This is a genomic window from Micromonospora sp. C28ISP2-4, assembly GCF_030519385.1.
Lineage (GTDB): Bacteria > Actinomycetota > Actinomycetes > Mycobacteriales > Micromonosporaceae > Micromonospora > Micromonospora tulbaghiae.
Genome location: NZ_JAUMKG010000007.1, coordinates 492225 through 509959 on the forward strand (window position 1 = coordinate 492225; position 17735 = coordinate 509959).

The window sequence follows — 17735 nt, forward strand, 5'->3', positions numbered from 1 at the left end:
TGGGTGTGCTCCGTGGCGACAGTCGGCCCGGGAGGGGCCGTGGGGGTCGGGGCGTACGCGCACGAAGTCGTGACCGGGTGCTCCGCCGCGCGGCAGGGCCACCCCGGCAGGTGTCGCCGGAGAGCGGATGCGGTGCGGAGGGCGGGAAGCGGGTCAGCCGCGTCGACCGAGCCGTGGCTCAGCGGAGCTGACTGTGGGCCCGGCCACGACTGGGAGGATCGCTATCTCGCACAGCGATCACCTCCTGTCGGTCGGCGGGGCCCGGAACGCGGGCGCAGAGCGGCCCGCAGACCCGGTGATCGTACACCGGGGGTGCGGGTGTCGCGCGCGCGGCCGCCGGTCCCGCGGACCCCGGTCGGCGCGGCGCTGTGACCTGCGCGGGTTAGCGCTTACCTGTCGGTAACCCCTAGGCTCCGACCGACCGAGAGATCACTGGAGCAGAGGGGGATCCGTGGCCCGAACCGTGCTGGTGACCGGCGGGAACCGGGGGATCGGCCTGGCCATCGCGCAGGCGTTCGCCAAGCAGGGCGACCGGGTGGCGGTCACCTATCGCAGCGGGGAAGCCCCGGAGGGCCTGTTCGGCGTGCGGTGCGACGTGACCGACGCCGAGTCGGTCGACGCCGCGTTCACCGCGATCGAGGCCGAACTCGGCCCGGTGGAGGTGCTGGTCGCCAACGCCGGCATCACCGACGACACGCTGATCATGCGGATGTCCGAGGAGCAGTTCGCCCGCGTCCTCGACACCAACCTGACCGGCTCGTTCCGGGTCGCCAAGCGGGCCTCGACGAAGATGCTCCGCGGCCGGTGGGGGCGGATGATCTTCATCTCCTCGGTGGTCGGACTCTCCGGCGGCGCGGGCCAGGTCAACTACGCGGCCAGCAAGGCCGGCCTGGTCGGCGTGGCCCGCTCGATCACCCGCGAGCTGGGCACCCGCAACATCACCGCGAACGTGGTGGCGCCCGGCTTCATCGACACCGACATGACCGCCGGCCTGCCCGAGGAGCGCAAGGCCGAGATCCGCAAGTCGATCCCGGCCGGCCGGATGGCCACCCCGGACGAGGTCGCGGGCGTCGTCACCTGGCTCGCCTCGGACGCGGCGGGATACGTCACCGGCGCCGTCATCCCGGTCGACGGCGGCCTCGGCATGGGTCACTGAGCAAGAGCACGGAGGAGACACGCAATGTCCGGACTTCTCGCCGGTAAGCGGCTGCTTGTCACCGGCGTCATCACCGACGCGTCGATCGCCTTCTCGGTGGCGAAGCTCGCCCAGGAGAACGGCGCCCAGGTCGTGCTCACCGGCTACGGCCGCCTCTCCCTGGTGGAGCGGATCGCCAAGCGGCTGCCCGAGCCGGCGCCCGTGATCGAGCTGGACGTCAGCAACGAGGAACACCTGGCCGGGCTGGCCGACAAGGTACGCGAGCACGTCGACGGCCTGGACGGCGTCGTGCACTCGATCGGGTTCGCCCCGCAGAGCTGCCTCGGCGGCGGCTTCCTCGACGCCCCCTGGGCGGACGTGGCCACCGCGCTCCAGGTCTCCACCTACTCGTACAAGTCCCTCGCGATGGCCGCGCTGCCGCTGATGTCCGCCGGCAGCGCCGTGGTGGGCCTCACGTTCGACGCCACGAAGGCGTGGCCGGTCTACGACTGGATGGGCGTGGCCAAGGCCGGGCTGGAGTCCGCCTCCCGCTACCTGGCGCTGCACCTGGGCAAGCAGGGCATCCGCAGCAACCTGGTCGCGGCCGGCCCGCTGCGGACCATCGCGGCCAAGTCCATCCCCGGCTTCGACCAGTTCGAGGACGCCTGGACCGAGCGGGCCCCGCTGGGCTGGAGCCTGACCGACCAGGAGCCCGCCGCCCGGGCCTGCCTGGCGCTGCTGTCCGACTGGTTCCCGGCCACCACCGGCGAGATCGTCCACGTCGACGGCGGCTACCACGCCATCGGCGCCTGAGGTGTAAGGAAGGGCCCCTTCTTAACGCCTCGTGCATAGGAGGGGCCCCTTCTTAACACTCCAGGCCCCGGCGGTCACCGCACCGACCAGGGGGCGTCGCCACGCCGTGACCGCGGGCGAGGAACAATGGCCCCATGGCGTACGACGCGTTGGTGCTGGTCTCCTTCGGTGGCCCGGAGCGGCCCGAGGACGTTCTCCCGTTCCTGCAGAACGTGACCCGGGGGCGGGGGGTGCCGCCGGACCGGCTGGCCGAGGTCGCCGAGCACTACATGCACTTCGGCGGGGTGTCGCCGATCAACCAGCAGTGCCGTGACCTGCTCGCCGCGATCCGCGAGGACTTCGCCGCCAACGGCGTCGACCTGCCGGTCTACTGGGGCAACCGCAACTGGGATCCGATGCTCGCCGACACCGTCGCGCGGATGCGCGACGACGGCATCACCCGGGCGCTGGCGTTCGTCACCAGCGCGTACGGCGGCTACTCGTCCTGCCGGCAGTACCAGGAGGACATCGCCTCGGCCCGCGCCGCGGTCGGCCCGGACGCCCCGCTGATCGAGAAGCTGCGCCAGTTCTGGGACCACCCCGGCTTCATCGAGCCGCACGTCGACGCGGTCCGCGCCGCGCTGGCCCAACTCGACCCGGCGAAGCGGGACAGCACCCGGCTGGTCTTCACCGCGCACTCCGTACCGATGTCGGCGGCGGCCACCGCCGGCCCGCACGGCGGCCGCTACACCGCCCAGCTCGAGGAGGTCGCCCGGCTGGTGCACGCCGCGGCCGCGCCCGACCTGGCGTACGACCTGGTCTGGCAGAGCCGGTCCGGCCCGCCGCAGGTGCCGTGGCTGGAGCCGGACGTCAACGACCACCTGGCCACGTTGCCCGAGCAGGGCGTGACCGGCGTGGTGGTCAGCCCGATCGGCTTCGTCTCCGACCACCTGGAGGTGGTGTGGGACCTGGACACCGAGGCGCTGGAGACGGCCAAGCAGCTCGGCCTGGACTTCGTCCGGGCCGGCACGCCGGGCACCGATCCGCGGTTCGTGGCGATGGTCCGCGAGCTGGTCCTGGAGCGCACCGCCCCGGACGGGGACCGACTGCGCCGCCGTCTCGGCGAACTGCCCGCCTGGGACACCTGCCCGGCGTTGTGCTGCGTGCCCCCGGCCCGCCGGCCCTGAGCCCGACCCGACGACACCCTGGGGACGACACGATGCTTGACCGCAAACCGGTGCAGAGCTGGCTCACCGACATGGACGGCGTGCTGGTGCACGAGGGGCAGCCGGTGCCCGGTGCCCCGGAGTTCGTCAAGAAGCTGCGTGCCTCCGGCAAGCCGTTCCTGGTGCTGACGAACAACTCCATCTACACCCCGCGCGACCTCCAGGCCCGGCTGGCCCGGATGGGGCTGGACGTGCCGGAGGAGGCGATCTGGTCGTCCGCGCTGGCGACGGCCCAGTTCCTGGCGGACCAGCGGCCGGGCGGCACCGCGTACGTCATCGGTGAGGCCGGCCTGACCACGGCGCTGCACGCGGTGGGGTACGTGCTCAGCGACTTCGCCCCGGACTACGTGGTGCTGGGGGAGACGCGCACCTACAGCTTCGAGGCGATAACAAAGGCGATCCGGCTGATCAACGACGGTGCCCGGTTCATCTGCACCAACCCCGACGCCACCGGCCCGTCGATGGAGGGCGCGCTGCCGGCGGCCGGCTCGGTGGCGGCGATGATCTCGAAGGCGACCGGCGTCGACCCGTACTTCGTCGGCAAGCCCAACCCGATGATGATGCGCTCGGCGCTGAACACCATCGACGCGCACTCCGAGTCGACCGCGATGATCGGCGACCGGATGGACACCGACATCCTGTGCGGCCTGGAGGCCGGGCTGGAGACGATCCTGGTGCTCACCGGGATCAGCAGCCGGACCGAGGCGGAGCGGTACCCGTACCGTCCGTCGCGCATCGTCGACTCGGTGGCCGACCTGATCGACGAGGTCTGAGCGGGGGCGTCGCCGGGGCCCGCTAGAGCCGCAGCGGCGCGTTGCAGGCGGCCACCAGGGCCTGCCGGCACGCGGTGGTCAGCGGCCGCAGCGCCGCGTCGCGCTGCTGCGCCTCGTAGGTGTTCACCGCGCCGCCGGGCGCGCTCTCCCCGGCCAGCGCCAGCACCCGATCGAGTACGGCGGCGCGCGCGAACAGCCGGCGGGCCCGCGGATCGAAGCCGGGCGGCAGGTCGGTCGCGCCGTCCGGACGGCGCAGCGCGGCGAGCGCGCCGGCCAGTTCGGGCCGCCACTGCGCGACGTCCAGGCGGGTCAGCGTGGCGGTCGTCTCGGCCAGCACGGCGGCCAGTTCGGCCTCGGCCTCCGCCGCGCCGGGCGTGGCGAGCGACGCCTTCGGCGCATCGGCCGGCAGCGGATGAACCCGCCAGAGCACCGTCTCCCAGGTCATCCCCGACCCGGACGTGTGGGTACGGACCTCGGGCACCAGCCCCATCCCGCTCGTCACCACCGCCTCGCCCGCCACCAGCGCCGCCCCGGCGAACGCGCCCGGACCGGGCAGGCCGCGGGGGTCGCCGGGCGCGGGCAGCACCAGGCGGATGTCGTCTGGTGAGTGCTTGGCGAGGCTGGGCAGCGCCTCCCGCAGCGACACGTCGGTCCAGGTGCCGGGGGCGTCGGCGACGAGGTGTTCCTCGTCGCCGGCGACGGCGTCGGCCACCTCGTCGAACGGGACCAGGCCAGCTCGCCAGGCACGCACCCAGGCGACGAACCGGCTCGACCGGCGCGGAGCCAGCGTGGCCGCGCCCGTTGCGGGGGAGGACATGCGGAAAGGGTACGTGCTCCGCGCCGCTGCTGTCTCGGCTGCCGCTCCGGCGGCGCGACCTGGCCCCAACTACCCCCTTCGCACCGTTTCGTGCCGACGGATGGTGGCCCGGTCGGCGCGTCGCCGAGCGACACGCCGAGACGCTGGTTAGCGTCAGCGGCATGGCGGGGCGATACGACGGGGACGTGCTGGCCGGCGACTGGCGACGACGGAAGGTGACCCCCGAGGTCGACGCGGAACCCGACCTGGTGGTCGAGGACGCCGACTCCGGGTTCTGCGGTGCCGTCGTCGGCTTCGACTCGGGCGCTGTGGTGCTGGAGGACCGGCACGGGCGGCGACGCAACTTCCCGCTGCTGCCCGCCGCGTTCCTGCTCGACGGCAAGCCGGTCACGCTGCGGCGGCCCGCCAGCGCCCCGGTGCCCGCCGCGCGACGGCGTACCGCGTCTGGCTCGATCGCTGTGGACGGCGTACGGGCGCAGGTCGCCAAGGCCAGCCGGATCTGGGTCGAGGGAGTGCACGACGCCGCGCTGGTCGAGCGGATCTGGGGCGACGACCTGCGCATCGAGGGTGTGGTGGTGGAACCGCTCGACGGCATCGACGCGCTCACCGACGAGGTACGCGCGTTCGCACCCGGCCCGGGCCGCCGCCTCGGCGTGCTCGTCGACCACCTCGTGCCCGGCTCGAAGGAGAGCCGGATCGTGGCCCGGGTCAACTCGCCGTACGTGCTGGTCACCGGGCACCCGTACGTCGACGTGTGGCAGGCGGTACGCCCGGCGGCGCTCGGCATCGCGGCATGGCCGGTGGTGCCTCCTGGGCAGCCCTGGAAGGAGGGCGTGTGCGCGGCGCTCGGGGTGGCCGAGCCGGCCGACATGTGGCGGCACATCCTGTCCCGGGTGGACAGCTTCGCCGACGTGGAGACGCCGCTGATCAACGCGATGGAGCGCCTGATCGACTTCGTCACCGAGCCCGGGTGAGTGGTCGCTGCCCGGTCGTGGTTGCTCTCAGGGCTGTGGTCGCGGTTGGGGTCCGGGGGCGACCGTGCCCGCGCCCCTCGCCTGGTTGATCAAGGAGTTTGTGGGCGTGCTGCAGATCAACGCCGACACAAACTCCTTGATCACCGCGGCGGGGGCAGGGCGCCGGGGCGGCGGCGGGGGTTATGGGGCTTCGTCGGGGGAGCGGGTCAGGACGAAGGTGGCTATGTCCAGGGCCACCGGGGTGCCGGAAGCGTCGCGGATCACCGTGAGGATCTCGCCGTCCTGGGAGCCGGATCGGCCCCGCCACCGGTCCGGTCCCTCGGGAGTGAAACGGAGCAGCGGCTTGCCCACCAGGCCGCCGACCAGGTCCCCGGCGGCGTCGACGCGGAACTCGTACTCGCCGCCCATCCACCACCACCGGCCGGTCAGCGCGGCTACGTCGGCGGCGGGCGGGTCGGCCGGGCGCCAGGGTGTGGGCGCGGGCGGTTCGGCGTCCAGCACCAGCGTGAGCGCCTCCCGGCCGAGCGCGCCGATGTGGTGGCCGCGCAGGCCGTACGAGTTGGCGAAGTTGACCACTGCGGTGCGGGTGGGCCGGTGCACGGCCAGGCCGGCGACGTACCCGGGCATGGAGCCGCCGTGCCCGACGTACACGCGGTCGCCGACCCGGTAGAGCTCCACGCCGAGGCCGTGCCCGCCGGTCCACGAATCCAGGTCGTTCATGACCACGGGCGCGCACATCTCGGTGAGCGTGGCGGGGGAGAGCACCGCCGGGTCCGGGTCGGCCAGGAACGCCGCCCAGCGGCCGAGGTCCTCGACTGTCGACCAGAGCTGCCCGGCCGGGGCCATCGCGCCGGTGTCGGTGCGCGGCTCCTCCCGCAGCGTCTCGTGCCAGGGGTGGACGACGTAGCCGGTGGCGTACGGCTCGGTCGGGTGGTACGTGGTGCGGCGCATGCCAAGTGGTGCCAGCAGCCGCTCGGTCAGCAGCTTCGCCCACGGCGTGCCGGTGATCCGTTCCAGTACGGCCCCGAGCAGCCCGTACGCCAGGTTCGAGTAGTGGTAGACGAAGTGCGGCGGGTGCGCGATCTTGTCCGGTGTCAGCCCGGCCAGCAGCGTGTCCAGGTCCGTGCCCCCGGCGCGCTCCCACCAGTCGCCGTCCGGCTCGCGTTGCAGGCCGCTGACGTGGCCGAGCAGCCGGCGCACGGTCAGCTCGCCGACGGGGGTGCCGGGGAGGTGCGCGTCCAGCGGGTCGTCCAGCGCCAGCCGGCCGGCGTCGCGCTGCTGCATCACCAGCACCGCGGTCATGGTCTTGGTGATCGAGCCGACCCGGTACTGCAGGTCGCCGTCCGGGCGGGGTGTCTCACCGGCGACGGCCAGGTGCGCCAGGCGGCCGTCGCGGACCACGCCGAGCGCGAGCGAAGGGCCCCGCCCTTCGGCCTGGGCCCGGGCGACCAGCAGGTCCACCTGACGCGCGGTCTCGGGCAGCAGGGACATGTCGTCCTCCTCGTCGGCCGGGGGCGCGGTACGCCGTGCCGAGCCTAGCGATCATGACAGTTCGATGACACGTGCGTTGACGTGTCAGGATTGTTCTCGTGGACGCCGTGTTCTGGATCGTTCTGGGTGTGGTATTGGCGGTCGCCGAGATCTTCACGACGACGCTCTTCCTGATCATGTTCGGGATCGGGGCGTTCGCCGCAGCCGGCGCCGCGGCGCTCGGTGCGCCGGTGGCGCTCCAGGCGGTGATCTTCGCGGTGGTGTCGGCGCTGTCGGTGGCGGTGGTCCGTCCGGTGGTCCGGCGGCACGCGCGGCCGGCGCTGGAGACCGGGGAGCAGCCGTTCGGGGTCGAGGCGCTGGAGGGGGCCACCGCTGTGGTCCTGGAGCCCGTCGACGCCGACCGCGGCATGGTCAAGATCGATGGTGAGCTGTGGACGGCCCGCTCGTACGACGCGACGCGCACGTACGCCGAGGGTGAGCGGGTGCAGGTGATAAAGGTCCGGGGCGCTACCGCCCTGGTCTGGCAGGACGACATTTCCACCCCGGGCGAGCTGCCCGAAGGGAAAAGGTGAACGGTATGGAGTTTCTGGCGATCCTGATGATCGCGGTGGCGTTGATCGGTGTGGTCACGCTGTTCAAGGCGGTACGGATCGTGCCGCAGCAGCGTCAGGACGTGGTGGAGCGGCTCGGTAAGTACAAGCGCACGCTGAACCCGGGCCTCAACCTGCTGGTGCCGTTCGTCGACGCGGTGCGCACCAAGGTCGACATGCGCGAGCAGGTGGTCAGCTTCCCGCCCCAGCCGGTGATCACCTCCGACAACCTGGTCGTCTCGATCGACACGGTTCTCTACTTCAAGGTGGTCGACTCGGTTCGCGCCACCTACGAGATCTCCAACTTCCTCCAGGCCATCGAGCAGCTCACCGTCACCACGCTGCGTAACGTGATCGGCTCGCTCGACCTGGAGCGCGCGCTGACCAGCCGCGAGGAGATCAACCGGCACCTGTCCGGCGTACTGGACGAGACCACCGGCCGCTGGGGCATCAAGGTGACCCGGGTCGAGATCAAGGCGATCGAGCCGCCGCCGAGCATCCGCGACTCGATGGAGAAGCAGATGCGCGCCGAGCGGGACCGCCGCGCCGCGATCCTCAACGCCGAGGGGCACAAGCAGTCGCAGATCCTCACCGCCGAGGGTGAGAAGCAGGCCGCGGTGCTGCGCGCCGACGGTGACCGGCAGGCCCGGATCCTGCAGGCCGAGGGCCAGGCCAAGGCGATCCGTACCGTCTTCGACGCGATCCACACCGCCAACCCGAGCCAGAAGGTGCTGGCCTACCAGTACCTCCAGGCGCTGCCGCAGATCGCCAACGGCACTGCGAACAAGGTCTGGATCGTGCCGACCGAGCTGACCAGGGCCCTGGAGGGCATGGGCGGCGCGCTGGGCGGGCTGGCGAACATGGTCGGCGACCAGCCGTCGCCGGAGGCCGCCAAGAGCGCCGGCGAGGTCGAGCGGGAGGCCGCCGAGGCCGCCCAGGCCGCGGCCATCGCGGCCCAGGAGATCCACGACGAGGTACGCGTGGCGGAGGCGCAGGCGACCGGCGGCAACGCCCCGCAGGGCCTGCCCGCGCCGGAGCCGGTGTCACCGGCCAGCCTGGTGAACGACCCGGCGGACCAGCGCGAGCGGGGCTGACCGGCAAATCCGAGAATCCCTCATGCGGCGCTCCGGCGGCTGCCACCATCGGTTCCAGGACGGGTGGTGAGCAGGGCCGGAGCGCCGTTGCGCGTCCCGGGCCACGGCGCGAACGAGGTGAGGCATGAAGGACCCGGCGAACCGGCTGTTCTCCCGTACCCCGGTCCCCGGCGCGCACGACCCCGCCGGGCCGATCGGCTCCCGGCGTACCGGAGGGGGTTTCGGGGTCCTGCCGTTCGTCTCCGAACCCGGCCCGGGGACGCCGGCCACCGACGCGACCTGGGCCTGGTCGATCCGCCGGTTCGCCCGCGCCGCGGTCTGGCTGCTGCCGGCGTACGCGGTCCTCTACGGCCTGGTGGCGATGGCCAGCGACGGCGGCGTGGGCAACGACCCGTACCCGGCCGACGGCCGGGCGCTCTACCTGGTCGGCTGGGTCGCGGCGGTGTGGCTCGGGCTGCTCGCCCTGCTCGCGCTCACCGGCCTGCTCGCCGCCACCCGCTGCCGCCGCGTCGCGCTGGCCGGGCTGCTGGCGAGTATCGGCGGGATGGTGCTGATGCTGCCGTTCGCCGGGCTGGCCGAGCAGACACCGGTGTTCGGCGTGACCGCGCGCGGCATCGTGCTGTTCGGCGCCACGCTCTACAGCCTGGGCTGGTTCCTCACCGGCTGGTCGGTCGCCCGGTCCGGGATGTTCTCCTACGGCGACGGGACCATGCTGATGATCGCCGCACCGCTGCTCGGGCTGGGTGGCGCGCTGATCGGCTCGCTCCAGACGTTCGGCGCGATCTTCGTGCTGGTCGCCGGCATCGGCATCGGCTACCGCAGCGGTCGCCTGGTGCCCGAGACGATCGCCCGGGACGCGGCGGCCGCCAGTGTCGCCGCCGCACCGGTGCCGCCCGCGTCACCGAAGGGCCCACTCGGCGCCGGATGACCGGTTCGTCCGGTGGCCGGCAGCTGAACAGTTGCCGTGAGGTAACTGACAGTTGCCTGGCGAGGTGGCCGGTAGGCGGCTTTCGTGGCAATCCTTGCGTGCATGCCGTCTCCCAGGTCGCCGCTGTCGCGGCTGTTCACCGTGCTGCTGGCCGGCCTGCTCGCCGGGCTCGTCCTCGCGGTCGCCGCACTCCCCGGCGGACTGCTCGGCGGGTTCGCCGCCCGGGCGGCGCTCGGCGCGTACGCGGACCTGCCCGACGCGCTGCGCACCCCCGTGCAGCCGCAGCGCTCCTACCTCTACGCCAACGACGGCAAGACGCTGATCACGACGTTCTACGACGTGAACCGCACCGACGTGCCGCTGGCCGAGATCGCCCCGGTGATGCGGCAGGCGATCATCGCGGCCGAGGACCGGCGGTTCTACTCGCACGGCGGCGCGGACCTGCGCGGCATCGCCCGCGCGCTGGTGGCGAACGTCAAGGGCGGCGGCACCGAGCAGGGCGGCTCCACGCTGACCATGCAGTACGTCCGCAACGTGCTCAAGACCGACCCGAACCGCACCCCGGAGGAGCGGCAGGCCGCCACCGAGCAGACAGTCGGGCGCAAGCTCCAGGAGATCCGGTACGCGAACGCGCTGGAGCAGTCGCTGTCGAAGGACGAGATCCTCAACCGCTACCTCAACATCGCGTACTTCGGCTCCGGGGCGTACGGCGTCGCCGCCGCGAGCCAGCGCTACTTCGGCAAGGCGCCGGCCGATCTGACGCTGGGCGAGGCGGCGCTGCTCGCCGGCCTGGTGCAGTCGCCCGACGCGTACAGCCCGATCGACGGCGACAAGGACCAGGCGCTCGCGCGCCGCGGGTACGTGCTCGACGCGATGGCCGAGACCGGCGCGATCACCGCGCAGCAGGCCACGGCGGCGAAGGCCGAGGCGTTGAAGCTGCGCCCGACCGCCCAGCCCAACGGCTGCACCGCCACCGCGCAGGGCCACGACGACTGGGGCTTCTTCTGCGACTACCTGCGCCGGTGGTGGCTCACCCAGCCGGCCTTCGGCAGCACGCCCGAGGAGCGGGAGCAGGCGCTGCGCCGGGGTGGCTACCGCGTCGTCACCACGCTGGACGCGAAGATCCAGCAGACCGCGCAGGAGCAGGCCACCAAGGTCTACGGGTACGGCAACAAGCGGGCGCTGCCGATCGCGGCGGTCGAGCCCGGCACCGGCCGCGTGCTCGCCATGGCGGTGAACCGGCACTACAGCCTCGACGACAACCCGGCCGGGCAGGCCAACCACCCGAACACCGTCAACCCGCTGATCTCCGGCGGCGCCAGCGTCGACGGCTACCAGGCCGGCTCGACGTTCAAGATGTTCACCATGCTGGCCGCGCTGGAGGCCGGCAAGCCGCTGTCCACCGGCTTCGACGCCCCGAGCCGGCTGCCCACCCGGTACGCCTCGGACGACGAGGGCAACTGCGACGGCACGTGGTGCCCGGCGAACGCCAACCCGCAGTGGATGGACGGCTACCGGATGATGTGGGACGGCTTCGGCCGCTCCGTCAACACGTACTTCGTCTGGCTGGCCGAGCAGGTCGGCGAGGACAAGGTGGTGGAGATGGCCCAGCGCCTCGGCATCACCTTCCGGGCCGACTCCGACGCCGCGTTCGCCCGCGACAACGCCGCGAACTGGGGCGCGTTCACGCTCGGCGTGGCCGCCACGACTCCGCTGGACCTGGCGAACGCGTACGCCACGGTGGCCGCCGAGGGCACGTACTGCACGCCGCTGCCGGTGGTGTCGGTGACCGCGCCCGACGGCGACGCCGTCGACGTGGCGCAGCCGTCCTGCAAGCGGGTGCTCGAACCGGACGTGGCACGCGCCGCCACCGACGCGGCCCGCTGCCCGGTCGGCCAGCAGTCCGCGTTCGGGCAGTGCAACGGCGGCACCGCCACCGCCGTCGACTCGATCGTCGGCCGCCCGGTGGCCGGCAAGACCGGCAGCTCGGAGCGCAACGCCACCGAGACGTTCGTCGGCTACACCCCGCAGGTCGCGGTGGCCGGCATCGCCGCCAACCCGGACGACGTCACCGACCTGGTCGGCTCCGCCGTGCAGGCGAAGGTGATCGACGCGGTGGCCCGGACCATCAGGACGGCGCTCACCGGCAAGCCGGTTGCCGGCTTCACCGCGCCGAGCCGGGCGCTGGTCGGCGACCCGCAGCGCCCCCAGCCGCCCCGCCGGACCGAGCCGGACCGCCGCGAGCAGCGCGAGGACCGCGAGGACCGCGAGCTGCCCTCCGACGTGCTCCGCTGGCTGCGCGACCGCGGTTAAGGAAGGGCCCCTTCTTAACGCCTCCGGTAGAGGAAGGGCCCCTTCTTAACGCCGCGCCCAGGTACGGCTCAACGCCGCGCCGCACCCACGGCCGCGTCGAGGGCGGCGGCCACCTCGCCCGGATCGGCCTCGCCGTCCAGCGTGACGAACGTGCCGAACTCCGGCAGCGCCCGGTAGGCGGCGTCCAGCGCGCGCAGGTGCGCCAGCTCCTCGGTGTCGATGCCCCGCGCGGCCACCCGCCGCCGGGCCACCTCGGGGGAGGTGGCCAGGAAGCACACCACGGCCGGGCGCGGGAAGACCGCGTACGCGGCGCGCACCACGCGCCGTCCCCGGTCGCCCCGCGCCGTCATGATCACGTCCTGGCACCAGGTCCACCGGTCCAGCACCGCCACCCGTCCGGTCAGGCGGGCCACCGCGACGGTCCGGGCCATCGCCGCCGCGCGCACCGTCGCCTCCAGCGCCGGATAGAGGGTACGGCCGAACAGCGCCACCCCGTCGGCGCGGCCGAGCGCCCGGGCCAGCCGGTTCCACAGCGGCCGCCCACCGGCGTTCTCGAAGTACCGCGCCCGGACACCCCGCTCGCGCAGCCGGGCCGCGAGCGCTCTGGCCTGGGTCGTCTTGCCGGAACCGTCGACGCCGATCAGTGCGATCATCACGGGGCGGGCCACGCCCGAGGCTAGCCTGAAATCGACGCCGCCGGGCTGTCGGATACGCCCGGCCGGCTCCGACCCCCTGGCGAGCGCGCCCGTCCCGGGAGCGCCGCGCGACGCGGAGGGACACATCATGGGCAAGGTCGTCTACTGGGTGCACACGTCGGTCGACGGTTTCATCGAGGGGCCGAACGGGGAGTTCGACTGGCCGGAGATGGGGGAGGAGCTGTCCGCGTACTCGATCGGGTTGTCCGAGCGGGCCGCCGCCTTCGTCTACGGGCGGCGGGTGTGGGAGATGATGTCCTCCTACTGGCCGCAGGCCGAGTCGATCTCCGACCACCCGCACGACCTGGCGTTCGCGCCCATCTGGCGGCGTACCCCGAAGGTCGTGGTCTCCCGGACGCTCGCCGAGGCCGGCCACGGCGCCCTGGTCGTCGGCGGCGGCGACCTGGCGAAGGAGATGGCGGAGGTCCGCGAACGGTTCCCCGGCGACCTGCTGGTCACCGGCGGCACCGGCGCGGCGACGGCGCTGGCCGCGCTCGGGCTCGTCGACGAGTACGGGGTGATCGTGCACCCGGTGGTGCTCGGCGGCGGCCGGCAGGTGCTGCCCGACCTGGCTCGCCAGAACCTGCGGCTGATCGAGACGCGTGCCTTCGACGGACGGTCGGTGCTGCTGCGCTACGAGCGGGCCTGACGCCTCAGCGGCCCCGGCGGCGGGGCCGGTACGTGGCGAGCGCGGCCGGCACGCCGCGCCGCACGATGCCGGCCCGGTCGCTGTCCCCGCGCAGCACCGCGGCGGCGGTCTTGCGGGCCTGCTCCACTGTGAAGTGCGGCGGCAGCATCAGCTCGGCCGGGTCCACCACCGCGTTGACCACCACCGGCCGGTCCGCGTCGAGCACCCGCTGCCACAGGCCGTCCACCCGGGCGGGGGAGTCGACCAGCTCACCGCCGAGGCCCAGCACCTCCGCCCACCTGTGGTACGCCACGTCGGGCAGGTCCTGGCTGTCCGGGAACATCGGCGTGCCCTCGCCGGACCGCTGTTCCCAGCTGACGAACGCCAGGTCCCGGTTGTTGAGCACCAGCACCACGAACCGGGGATCGGCCCACTCCCGCCAGTACTTCGCCACCGTGATCAGCTCGTTGACGCCGTTCATCTGCATCGCCCCGTCGCCGAGCAACGCGATCACCGGGCGGTCCGGGTGGGCGAACTTCGCCGCCAGGGCGTACGGCATCCCGCCGCCCATGGAGAGCAGCGTGCCGGAGAGGCTGGCCAGCATGCCGGGGCGGACCCGCACGTGCCGGGCGTACCAGGCGGTGGCGGTGCCGCAGTCCACGGCGAGCATGGCGTCGTCCGGCAGCGCGTCGTCGAGCGTGGCGAACAGCGACTGCGGGTTGACCGGGTCGGCCGGCTGGGCGGCGACCTCGCGCTGGGAGGCCCGCCACTTGCCGGTGGCGTCGGCGAGGGTGGCCCGCCAGGCGGTCGGGCCGGGCCCCGGACCCAGCTCCTTGAGCAGGGCGCGCAGCGTCGGCCCGGCGTCGCCGGTGAGGTTCACCTCGGTCGGGTAGCGCAGCCCCATCCGGGTGCCGTCGATGTCGATCTGCACCGCGCGGGCCTGCCCCTCCGGCGGGTAGAACTCCGAGTACGGCATCTGGCTGCCGACGATCAGCAGCCGGTCGCACTCGCGCATGAGCTGCCAGCTCGGGCGGCTGCCGAGCAGGCCGATCGCGCCCGTCACCCAGGGCTGCCGGTGGTCGACCGCGGTGAAGCCGAGCAGCGCGGTGGCGACGCCGGCGCCGAGGCGGTCGGCGATCCGGCGTACCTCGTCCTCGGCGCCCAGCGCGCCCTGCCCGACCAGCATCGCGACCCGCTCACCGCCGCGCAGCACCTCGGCGGCGCGGCGCACGTCGGCCTCCGGCGGCACCGTCGGCGCGCTGCTCGGCACCGCGCTGGTGTGGTAGTAGCCGTGGGCGTGCGGCGGGTGCGGCACCGCCGGCAGGTCCTGCACGTCGGAGGGCAGGACCAGGGCGGTCACGGTACGCCGGGCCAGCGCCGTGCGGCAGGCCCGGTCCACCAGGTGCCGGGCCTGGGACGGGTCGTCGAGCTGGGCCAGGAAGGCCGAGGCGACGTCCTTGTAGAGCGAGAGCAGGTCCACCTCCTGGTAGTAGCCGCCGCCCTCGGCGGGCAGCGCGGTGTGCCCGAGCAGCGCCACCACCGGCTGGTGGTCGAGCTTGGCGTCGTACAGGCCGTTGAGCGCGTGGATCGCGCCCGGACCGCTTGTCACCACCACGCAGCCGAGCGGGCCGCCGCCGTACTTGACGTGCGCGCCGGCCGCGAAACCGGCGGTCTCCTCGTGCCGGACCTGGATGAACCGGGCGCGCCCCTCGGCCCGCTGCAACGCCGAGGTCATGCCGTTGATCCCGTCGCCGGGGTAGCCGTAGTAGCGGTGCACGCCCCACTCGGCGAGCCGGGCCACCAGGTAGTCGGCGACTGTGGCGTCGCGAGGGAGGTTGCCGTCGTGATCCGCGCCCATCGTGGTCCCTCCGTCGCCGTCGGCCTTCCGGCTCCCTTCCCCGGGCGGGACGACGGAAACCCGGCCCGCGCCGGAGCGGCCGGACGGGCCGGGCAGAATCGCCTGGTGCCCGTCCACGAGATCACCGACCCCGACGACGACCGGATCGCCGACTACCGCGCGCTCACCGACGTGGAGCTGCGTACCCGCTGGGAACCGCCGCACGGGCTGTTCATCGCCGAGGGGGAGCTGGTGCTGCGGCGGGCGCTGCGGGCCGGCTACCCGGCCCGGTCGTACCTGGTCGACGCCAAGCGGGTGGACCAGCTCGCCGACCTGGACACCGGTGACGCGCCGGTGTACGCGGCCACGCCGGACGTGCTCCAGCGCGCCACCGGCTTCCACGTGCACCGGGGCGTGCTCGCGTCGTTCCACCGCAAGCCGCTGCCGTCCGCCGACGAGGTGCTGGGCGCCGCCCGGCGCGTGGTGATCCTGGAGGACGTCAACAACCACACCAACCTGGGCGCGATCTTCCGGGGCGCCGCAGCGCTCGGCGTCGACGCGGTGCTGCTGTCGCCGACCTGCGCCGACCCGCTCTACCGGCGCAGCGTACGGGTCAGCATGGGTGAGGTGTTCGCGGTGCCGTACGCCAAGCTCGACAGCTGGCCCGAGGGACTGGACCAGGTCCGGGCGGCCGGTTTCACGGTGCTCGCGATGACGCCCGCGCCGGATGCCGTACCGATGCAGCGGCTGACCCCGGCGCAGCGGGAGCGGGCGGCGTTGCTGCTCGGGGCGGAGGGGCCGGGCCTGACCGCGGCCGCGCAGGCGGCCAGCGACGTGCGGGTGGTGATCCCGATGCGGCGCGGCGTGGACTCGCTGAACGTGGCCGCCGCCGCGGCGGTGGCGTTCTGGGAGCTGGGGCGCGACGACGCGTTCTGACGCACCGGCTTGCATGACCATGCGAGACCGTGCATAATCTTCCTTGTGTCCAAGGTTCTCACCTCCCTGCCCATCGGCGAACGTGTCGGCATCGCCTTCTCCGGCGGCCTCGACACCTCGGTAGCGGTCGCGTGGATGCGCGACAAGGGCGCCGTCCCCTGCGCCTACACCGCTGACATCGGCCAGTACGACGAGCCCGACATCGCCTCGGTGCCCGGCCGCGCCCACACCTACGGCGCCGAGGTCGCCCGGCTCGTGGACTGCCGCGCCGCCCTGGTCGAGGAAGGGCTCGCTGCGCTGACCTGCGGCGCCTTCCACATCCGCTCCGGCGGGCGGGCCTACTTCAACACCACGCCACTGGGCCGGGCCGTGACCGGCACGCTGCTGGTCCGCGCCATGATCGCCGACGACGTGCAGATCTGGGGTGACGGCTCGACGTTCAAGGGCAACGACATCGAGCGGTTCTACCGGTACGGCCTGCTGGCCAACCCGCAGCTGCGGATCTACAAGCCGTGGCTGGACACCGACTTCGTCACCGAGCTGGGCGGGCGCACCGAGATGTCGGAGTGGCTGCTGGAGCGCGGCCTGCCCTACCGGGACAGCACCGAGAAGGCGTACTCCACCGACGCCAACATCTGGGGCGCCACCCACGAGGCCAAGACGCTCGAACACCTGGACACCGGCATCGAGACGGTCGAGCCGATCATGGGCGTCAAGTTCTGGGACCCGTCCGTGGAGATCCCCACCGAGGACGTCACGATCGGCTTCGACCAGGGCCGCCCGGTGACGATCAACGGCAAGGAGTTCGGCAGCGCCGTCGACCTGGTGCTGGAGGCCAACGCCATCGGCGGCCGGCACGGCCTGGGCATGTCCGACCAGATCGAGAACCGGATCATCGAGGCCAAGAGCCGGGGCATCTACGAGGCCCCCGGCATGGCGCTGCTGCACGCCGCGTACGAGCGGCTCGTGAACGCCATCCACAACGAGGACACGCTCGCCAACTACCACAACGAGGGCCGCCGCCTCGGCCGCCTCATGTACGAGGGCCGCTGGCTGGACCCGCAGGCGCTGATGCTGCGCGAGTCGCTGCAGCGCTGGGTCGGCACGGCGGTCACCGGCGAGGTCACGCTGCGGCTGCGCCGGGGCGAGGACTACTCGATCCTGGACACCACCGGCCCGGCGTTCAGCTACCACCCGGACAAGCTGTCGATGGAGCGCACCCAGGACTCGGCGTTCGGCCCGGCCGACCGGATCGGCCAGCTCACCATGCGCAACCTCGACATCGCCGACTCGCGGGCCAAGCTGGAGCAGTACGCCTCCGTCGGCATGGTCGGCGGCGGCACCCCGCAGCGGGTCGTCGGCGCCGCCCAGGCGGCCTCGACCGGGCTGATCGGCGCCATGCCGCAGGGCGGCGCGGAGGCCATCGCGTCCCGGGGCGTGCCCACCGCCGAGGACGAGGCGCTCGACCGGGCCGCCATGGAGTTCGGCGTCGACTGACCGCCGCCT

At 73.1% G+C, this 17735-nt stretch carries 16 protein-coding genes; 12 read left to right on the plus strand and 4 right to left on the minus strand.

Going from position 1 to position 17735, the window contains the following annotated elements:
* Positions 1 to 451 precede the first annotated feature (451 nt).
* From fabG to Q3W68_RS25760, 4 genes are all read left to right on the plus strand, one after another.
* A complete protein-coding gene (fabG, locus tag Q3W68_RS25745; RefSeq protein WP_120568989.1) occupies positions 452 to 1156 on the plus strand; it encodes a beta-ketoacyl-ACP reductase in 705 nt (234 codons plus the stop codon).
* A gap of 24 nt (positions 1157 to 1180) precedes the next feature.
* A complete protein-coding gene (fabI, locus tag Q3W68_RS25750; RefSeq protein ID WP_302907891.1) occupies positions 1181 to 1948 on the plus strand; it encodes an enoyl-ACP reductase FabI in 768 nt (255 codons plus the stop codon).
* A gap of 134 nt (positions 1949 to 2082) precedes the next feature.
* Positions 2083 to 3114: a ferrochelatase gene (locus Q3W68_RS25755; RefSeq protein ID WP_302907892.1), complete on the plus strand. Its 1032-nt coding sequence runs from the start codon at positions 2083 to 2085 to the stop codon at positions 3112 to 3114.
* Positions 3063 to 3926, plus strand: a complete 864-nt coding sequence (locus tag Q3W68_RS25760) for an HAD-IIA family hydrolase (protein ID WP_192580785.1) — start codon at positions 3063 to 3065, stop codon at positions 3924 to 3926. Before Q3W68_RS25755 ends, Q3W68_RS25760 begins: the two co-directional genes overlap by 52 nt.
* 22 nt (positions 3927 to 3948) lie before the next feature.
* Here Q3W68_RS25760 and Q3W68_RS25765 read toward each other — a convergent pair whose 3' ends face one another.
* Positions 3949 to 4743 (minus strand): hypothetical protein, encoded by a 795-nt coding sequence (locus Q3W68_RS25765; protein WP_302907893.1) that lies wholly within the window; start codon positions 4741 to 4743, stop codon positions 3949 to 3951.
* Positions 4744 to 4904: 161 nt separating this feature from the next.
* Here Q3W68_RS25765 and Q3W68_RS25770 point away from each other — a divergent pair, with 161 nt between their 5' ends.
* Entirely contained in the window at positions 4905 to 5717 is an 813-nt protein-coding gene (locus Q3W68_RS25770; protein ID WP_302907894.1) for a DUF3097 domain-containing protein, read from the plus strand.
* A gap of 180 nt (positions 5718 to 5897) precedes the next feature.
* Here the strand turns inward: Q3W68_RS25770 and Q3W68_RS25775 are convergent, their stop codons facing one another.
* Positions 5898 to 7208 carry a serine hydrolase gene (locus Q3W68_RS25775; protein WP_302907895.1) on the minus strand — a complete coding sequence of 437 codons (1311 nt, stop codon included), beginning with the start codon at positions 7206 to 7208 and terminating at the stop codon, positions 5898 to 5900.
* 98 nt (positions 7209 to 7306) lie between these two features.
* Between Q3W68_RS25775 and Q3W68_RS25780 the strand changes: the two genes are divergently transcribed.
* The 4 genes from Q3W68_RS25780 to Q3W68_RS25795 all read left to right on the plus strand — a co-directional run bounded on the left by Q3W68_RS25780 (position 7307) and on the right by Q3W68_RS25795 (position 12133).
* Entirely contained in the window at positions 7307 to 7780 is a 474-nt protein-coding gene (locus Q3W68_RS25780; protein WP_302907896.1) for an NfeD family protein, read from the plus strand.
* 5 nt (positions 7781 to 7785) lie between these two features.
* Positions 7786 to 8892 (plus strand): SPFH domain-containing protein, encoded by a 1107-nt coding sequence (locus Q3W68_RS25785; protein ID WP_302907897.1) that lies wholly within the window; start codon positions 7786 to 7788, stop codon positions 8890 to 8892.
* 124 nt (positions 8893 to 9016) lie between these two features.
* Positions 9017 to 9820, plus strand: coding sequence for a hypothetical protein (locus Q3W68_RS25790; RefSeq protein ID WP_302907898.1), 804 nt, complete (start codon positions 9017 to 9019; stop codon positions 9818 to 9820).
* A 102-nt stretch (positions 9821 to 9922) separates the two neighbouring features.
* A complete protein-coding gene (locus Q3W68_RS25795) occupies positions 9923 to 12133 on the plus strand; it encodes a transglycosylase domain-containing protein (RefSeq protein WP_302907899.1) in 2211 nt (736 codons plus the stop codon).
* A 68-nt stretch (positions 12134 to 12201) separates the two neighbouring features.
* Here the strand turns inward: Q3W68_RS25795 and Q3W68_RS25800 are convergent, their stop codons facing one another.
* Positions 12202 to 12801, minus strand: a complete 600-nt coding sequence (locus Q3W68_RS25800; RefSeq protein WP_302907900.1) for a thymidylate kinase — start codon at positions 12799 to 12801, stop codon at positions 12202 to 12204.
* Positions 12802 to 12916: 115 nt separating this feature from the next.
* On the opposite strand from Q3W68_RS25800, the gene Q3W68_RS25805 reads away from it, so the two are divergent.
* Entirely contained in the window at positions 12917 to 13477 is a 561-nt protein-coding gene (locus Q3W68_RS25805) for a dihydrofolate reductase family protein (protein ID WP_302907901.1), read from the plus strand.
* Between the two features lie 4 nt (positions 13478 to 13481).
* Here Q3W68_RS25805 and Q3W68_RS25810 read toward each other — a convergent pair whose 3' ends face one another.
* Positions 13482 to 15314, minus strand: a complete 1833-nt coding sequence (locus Q3W68_RS25810) for a thiamine pyrophosphate-requiring protein (RefSeq protein ID WP_302907902.1) — start codon at positions 15312 to 15314, stop codon at positions 13482 to 13484.
* A gap of 102 nt (positions 15315 to 15416) precedes the next feature.
* On the opposite strand from Q3W68_RS25810, the gene Q3W68_RS25815 reads away from it, so the two are divergent.
* Together Q3W68_RS25815 and argG are read left to right on the plus strand one after the other, a co-directional pair.
* Complete coding sequence (locus Q3W68_RS25815; RefSeq protein ID WP_368045768.1) at positions 15417 to 16229, plus strand: TrmH family RNA methyltransferase; 813 nt, start codon at positions 15417 to 15419, stop codon at positions 16227 to 16229.
* A 45-nt stretch (positions 16230 to 16274) separates the two neighbouring features.
* The gene (gene argG, locus Q3W68_RS25820) at positions 16275 to 17726 is read left to right on the plus strand and encodes an argininosuccinate synthase (RefSeq protein ID WP_252447647.1); all 1452 of its coding nucleotides are present in this window, start codon (positions 16275 to 16277) and stop codon (positions 17724 to 17726) included.
* The last annotated feature ends 9 nt before the right edge of the window (positions 17727 to 17735 follow it).

Bases quoted from the DNA above. Each gene is read 5' to 3' on its own strand.
- fabI (WP_302907891.1), top strand. From the start codon at position 1,181: ATGTCCGGACTTCTCGCCGGTAAGCGGCTGCTTGTCACCGGCGTCATC.
- Q3W68_RS25810 (WP_302907902.1), bottom strand. From the start codon at position 15,314: ATGGGCGCGGATCACGACGGCAACCTCCCTCGCGACGCCACAGTCGCC.
- Q3W68_RS25795 (WP_302907899.1), top strand. From the start codon at position 9,923: ATGCCGTCTCCCAGGTCGCCGCTGTCGCGGCTGTTCACCGTGCTGCTG.
- Q3W68_RS25785 (WP_302907897.1), top strand. From the start codon at position 7,786: ATGGAGTTTCTGGCGATCCTGATGATCGCGGTGGCGTTGATCGGTGTG.
- Q3W68_RS25775 (WP_302907895.1), bottom strand. From the start codon at position 7,208: ATGTCCCTGCTGCCCGAGACCGCGCGTCAGGTGGACCTGCTGGTCGCC.
- Q3W68_RS25765 (WP_302907893.1), bottom strand. From the start codon at position 4,743: ATGTCCTCCCCCGCAACGGGCGCGGCCACGCTGGCTCCGCGCCGGTCG.
- Q3W68_RS25790 (WP_302907898.1), top strand. From the start codon at position 9,017: ATGAAGGACCCGGCGAACCGGCTGTTCTCCCGTACCCCGGTCCCCGGC.
- Q3W68_RS25770 (WP_302907894.1), top strand. From the start codon at position 4,905: ATGGCGGGGCGATACGACGGGGACGTGCTGGCCGGCGACTGGCGACGA.
- Q3W68_RS25805 (WP_302907901.1), top strand. From the start codon at position 12,917: ATGGGCAAGGTCGTCTACTGGGTGCACACGTCGGTCGACGGTTTCATC.
- Q3W68_RS25755 (WP_302907892.1), top strand. From the start codon at position 2,083: ATGGCGTACGACGCGTTGGTGCTGGTCTCCTTCGGTGGCCCGGAGCGG.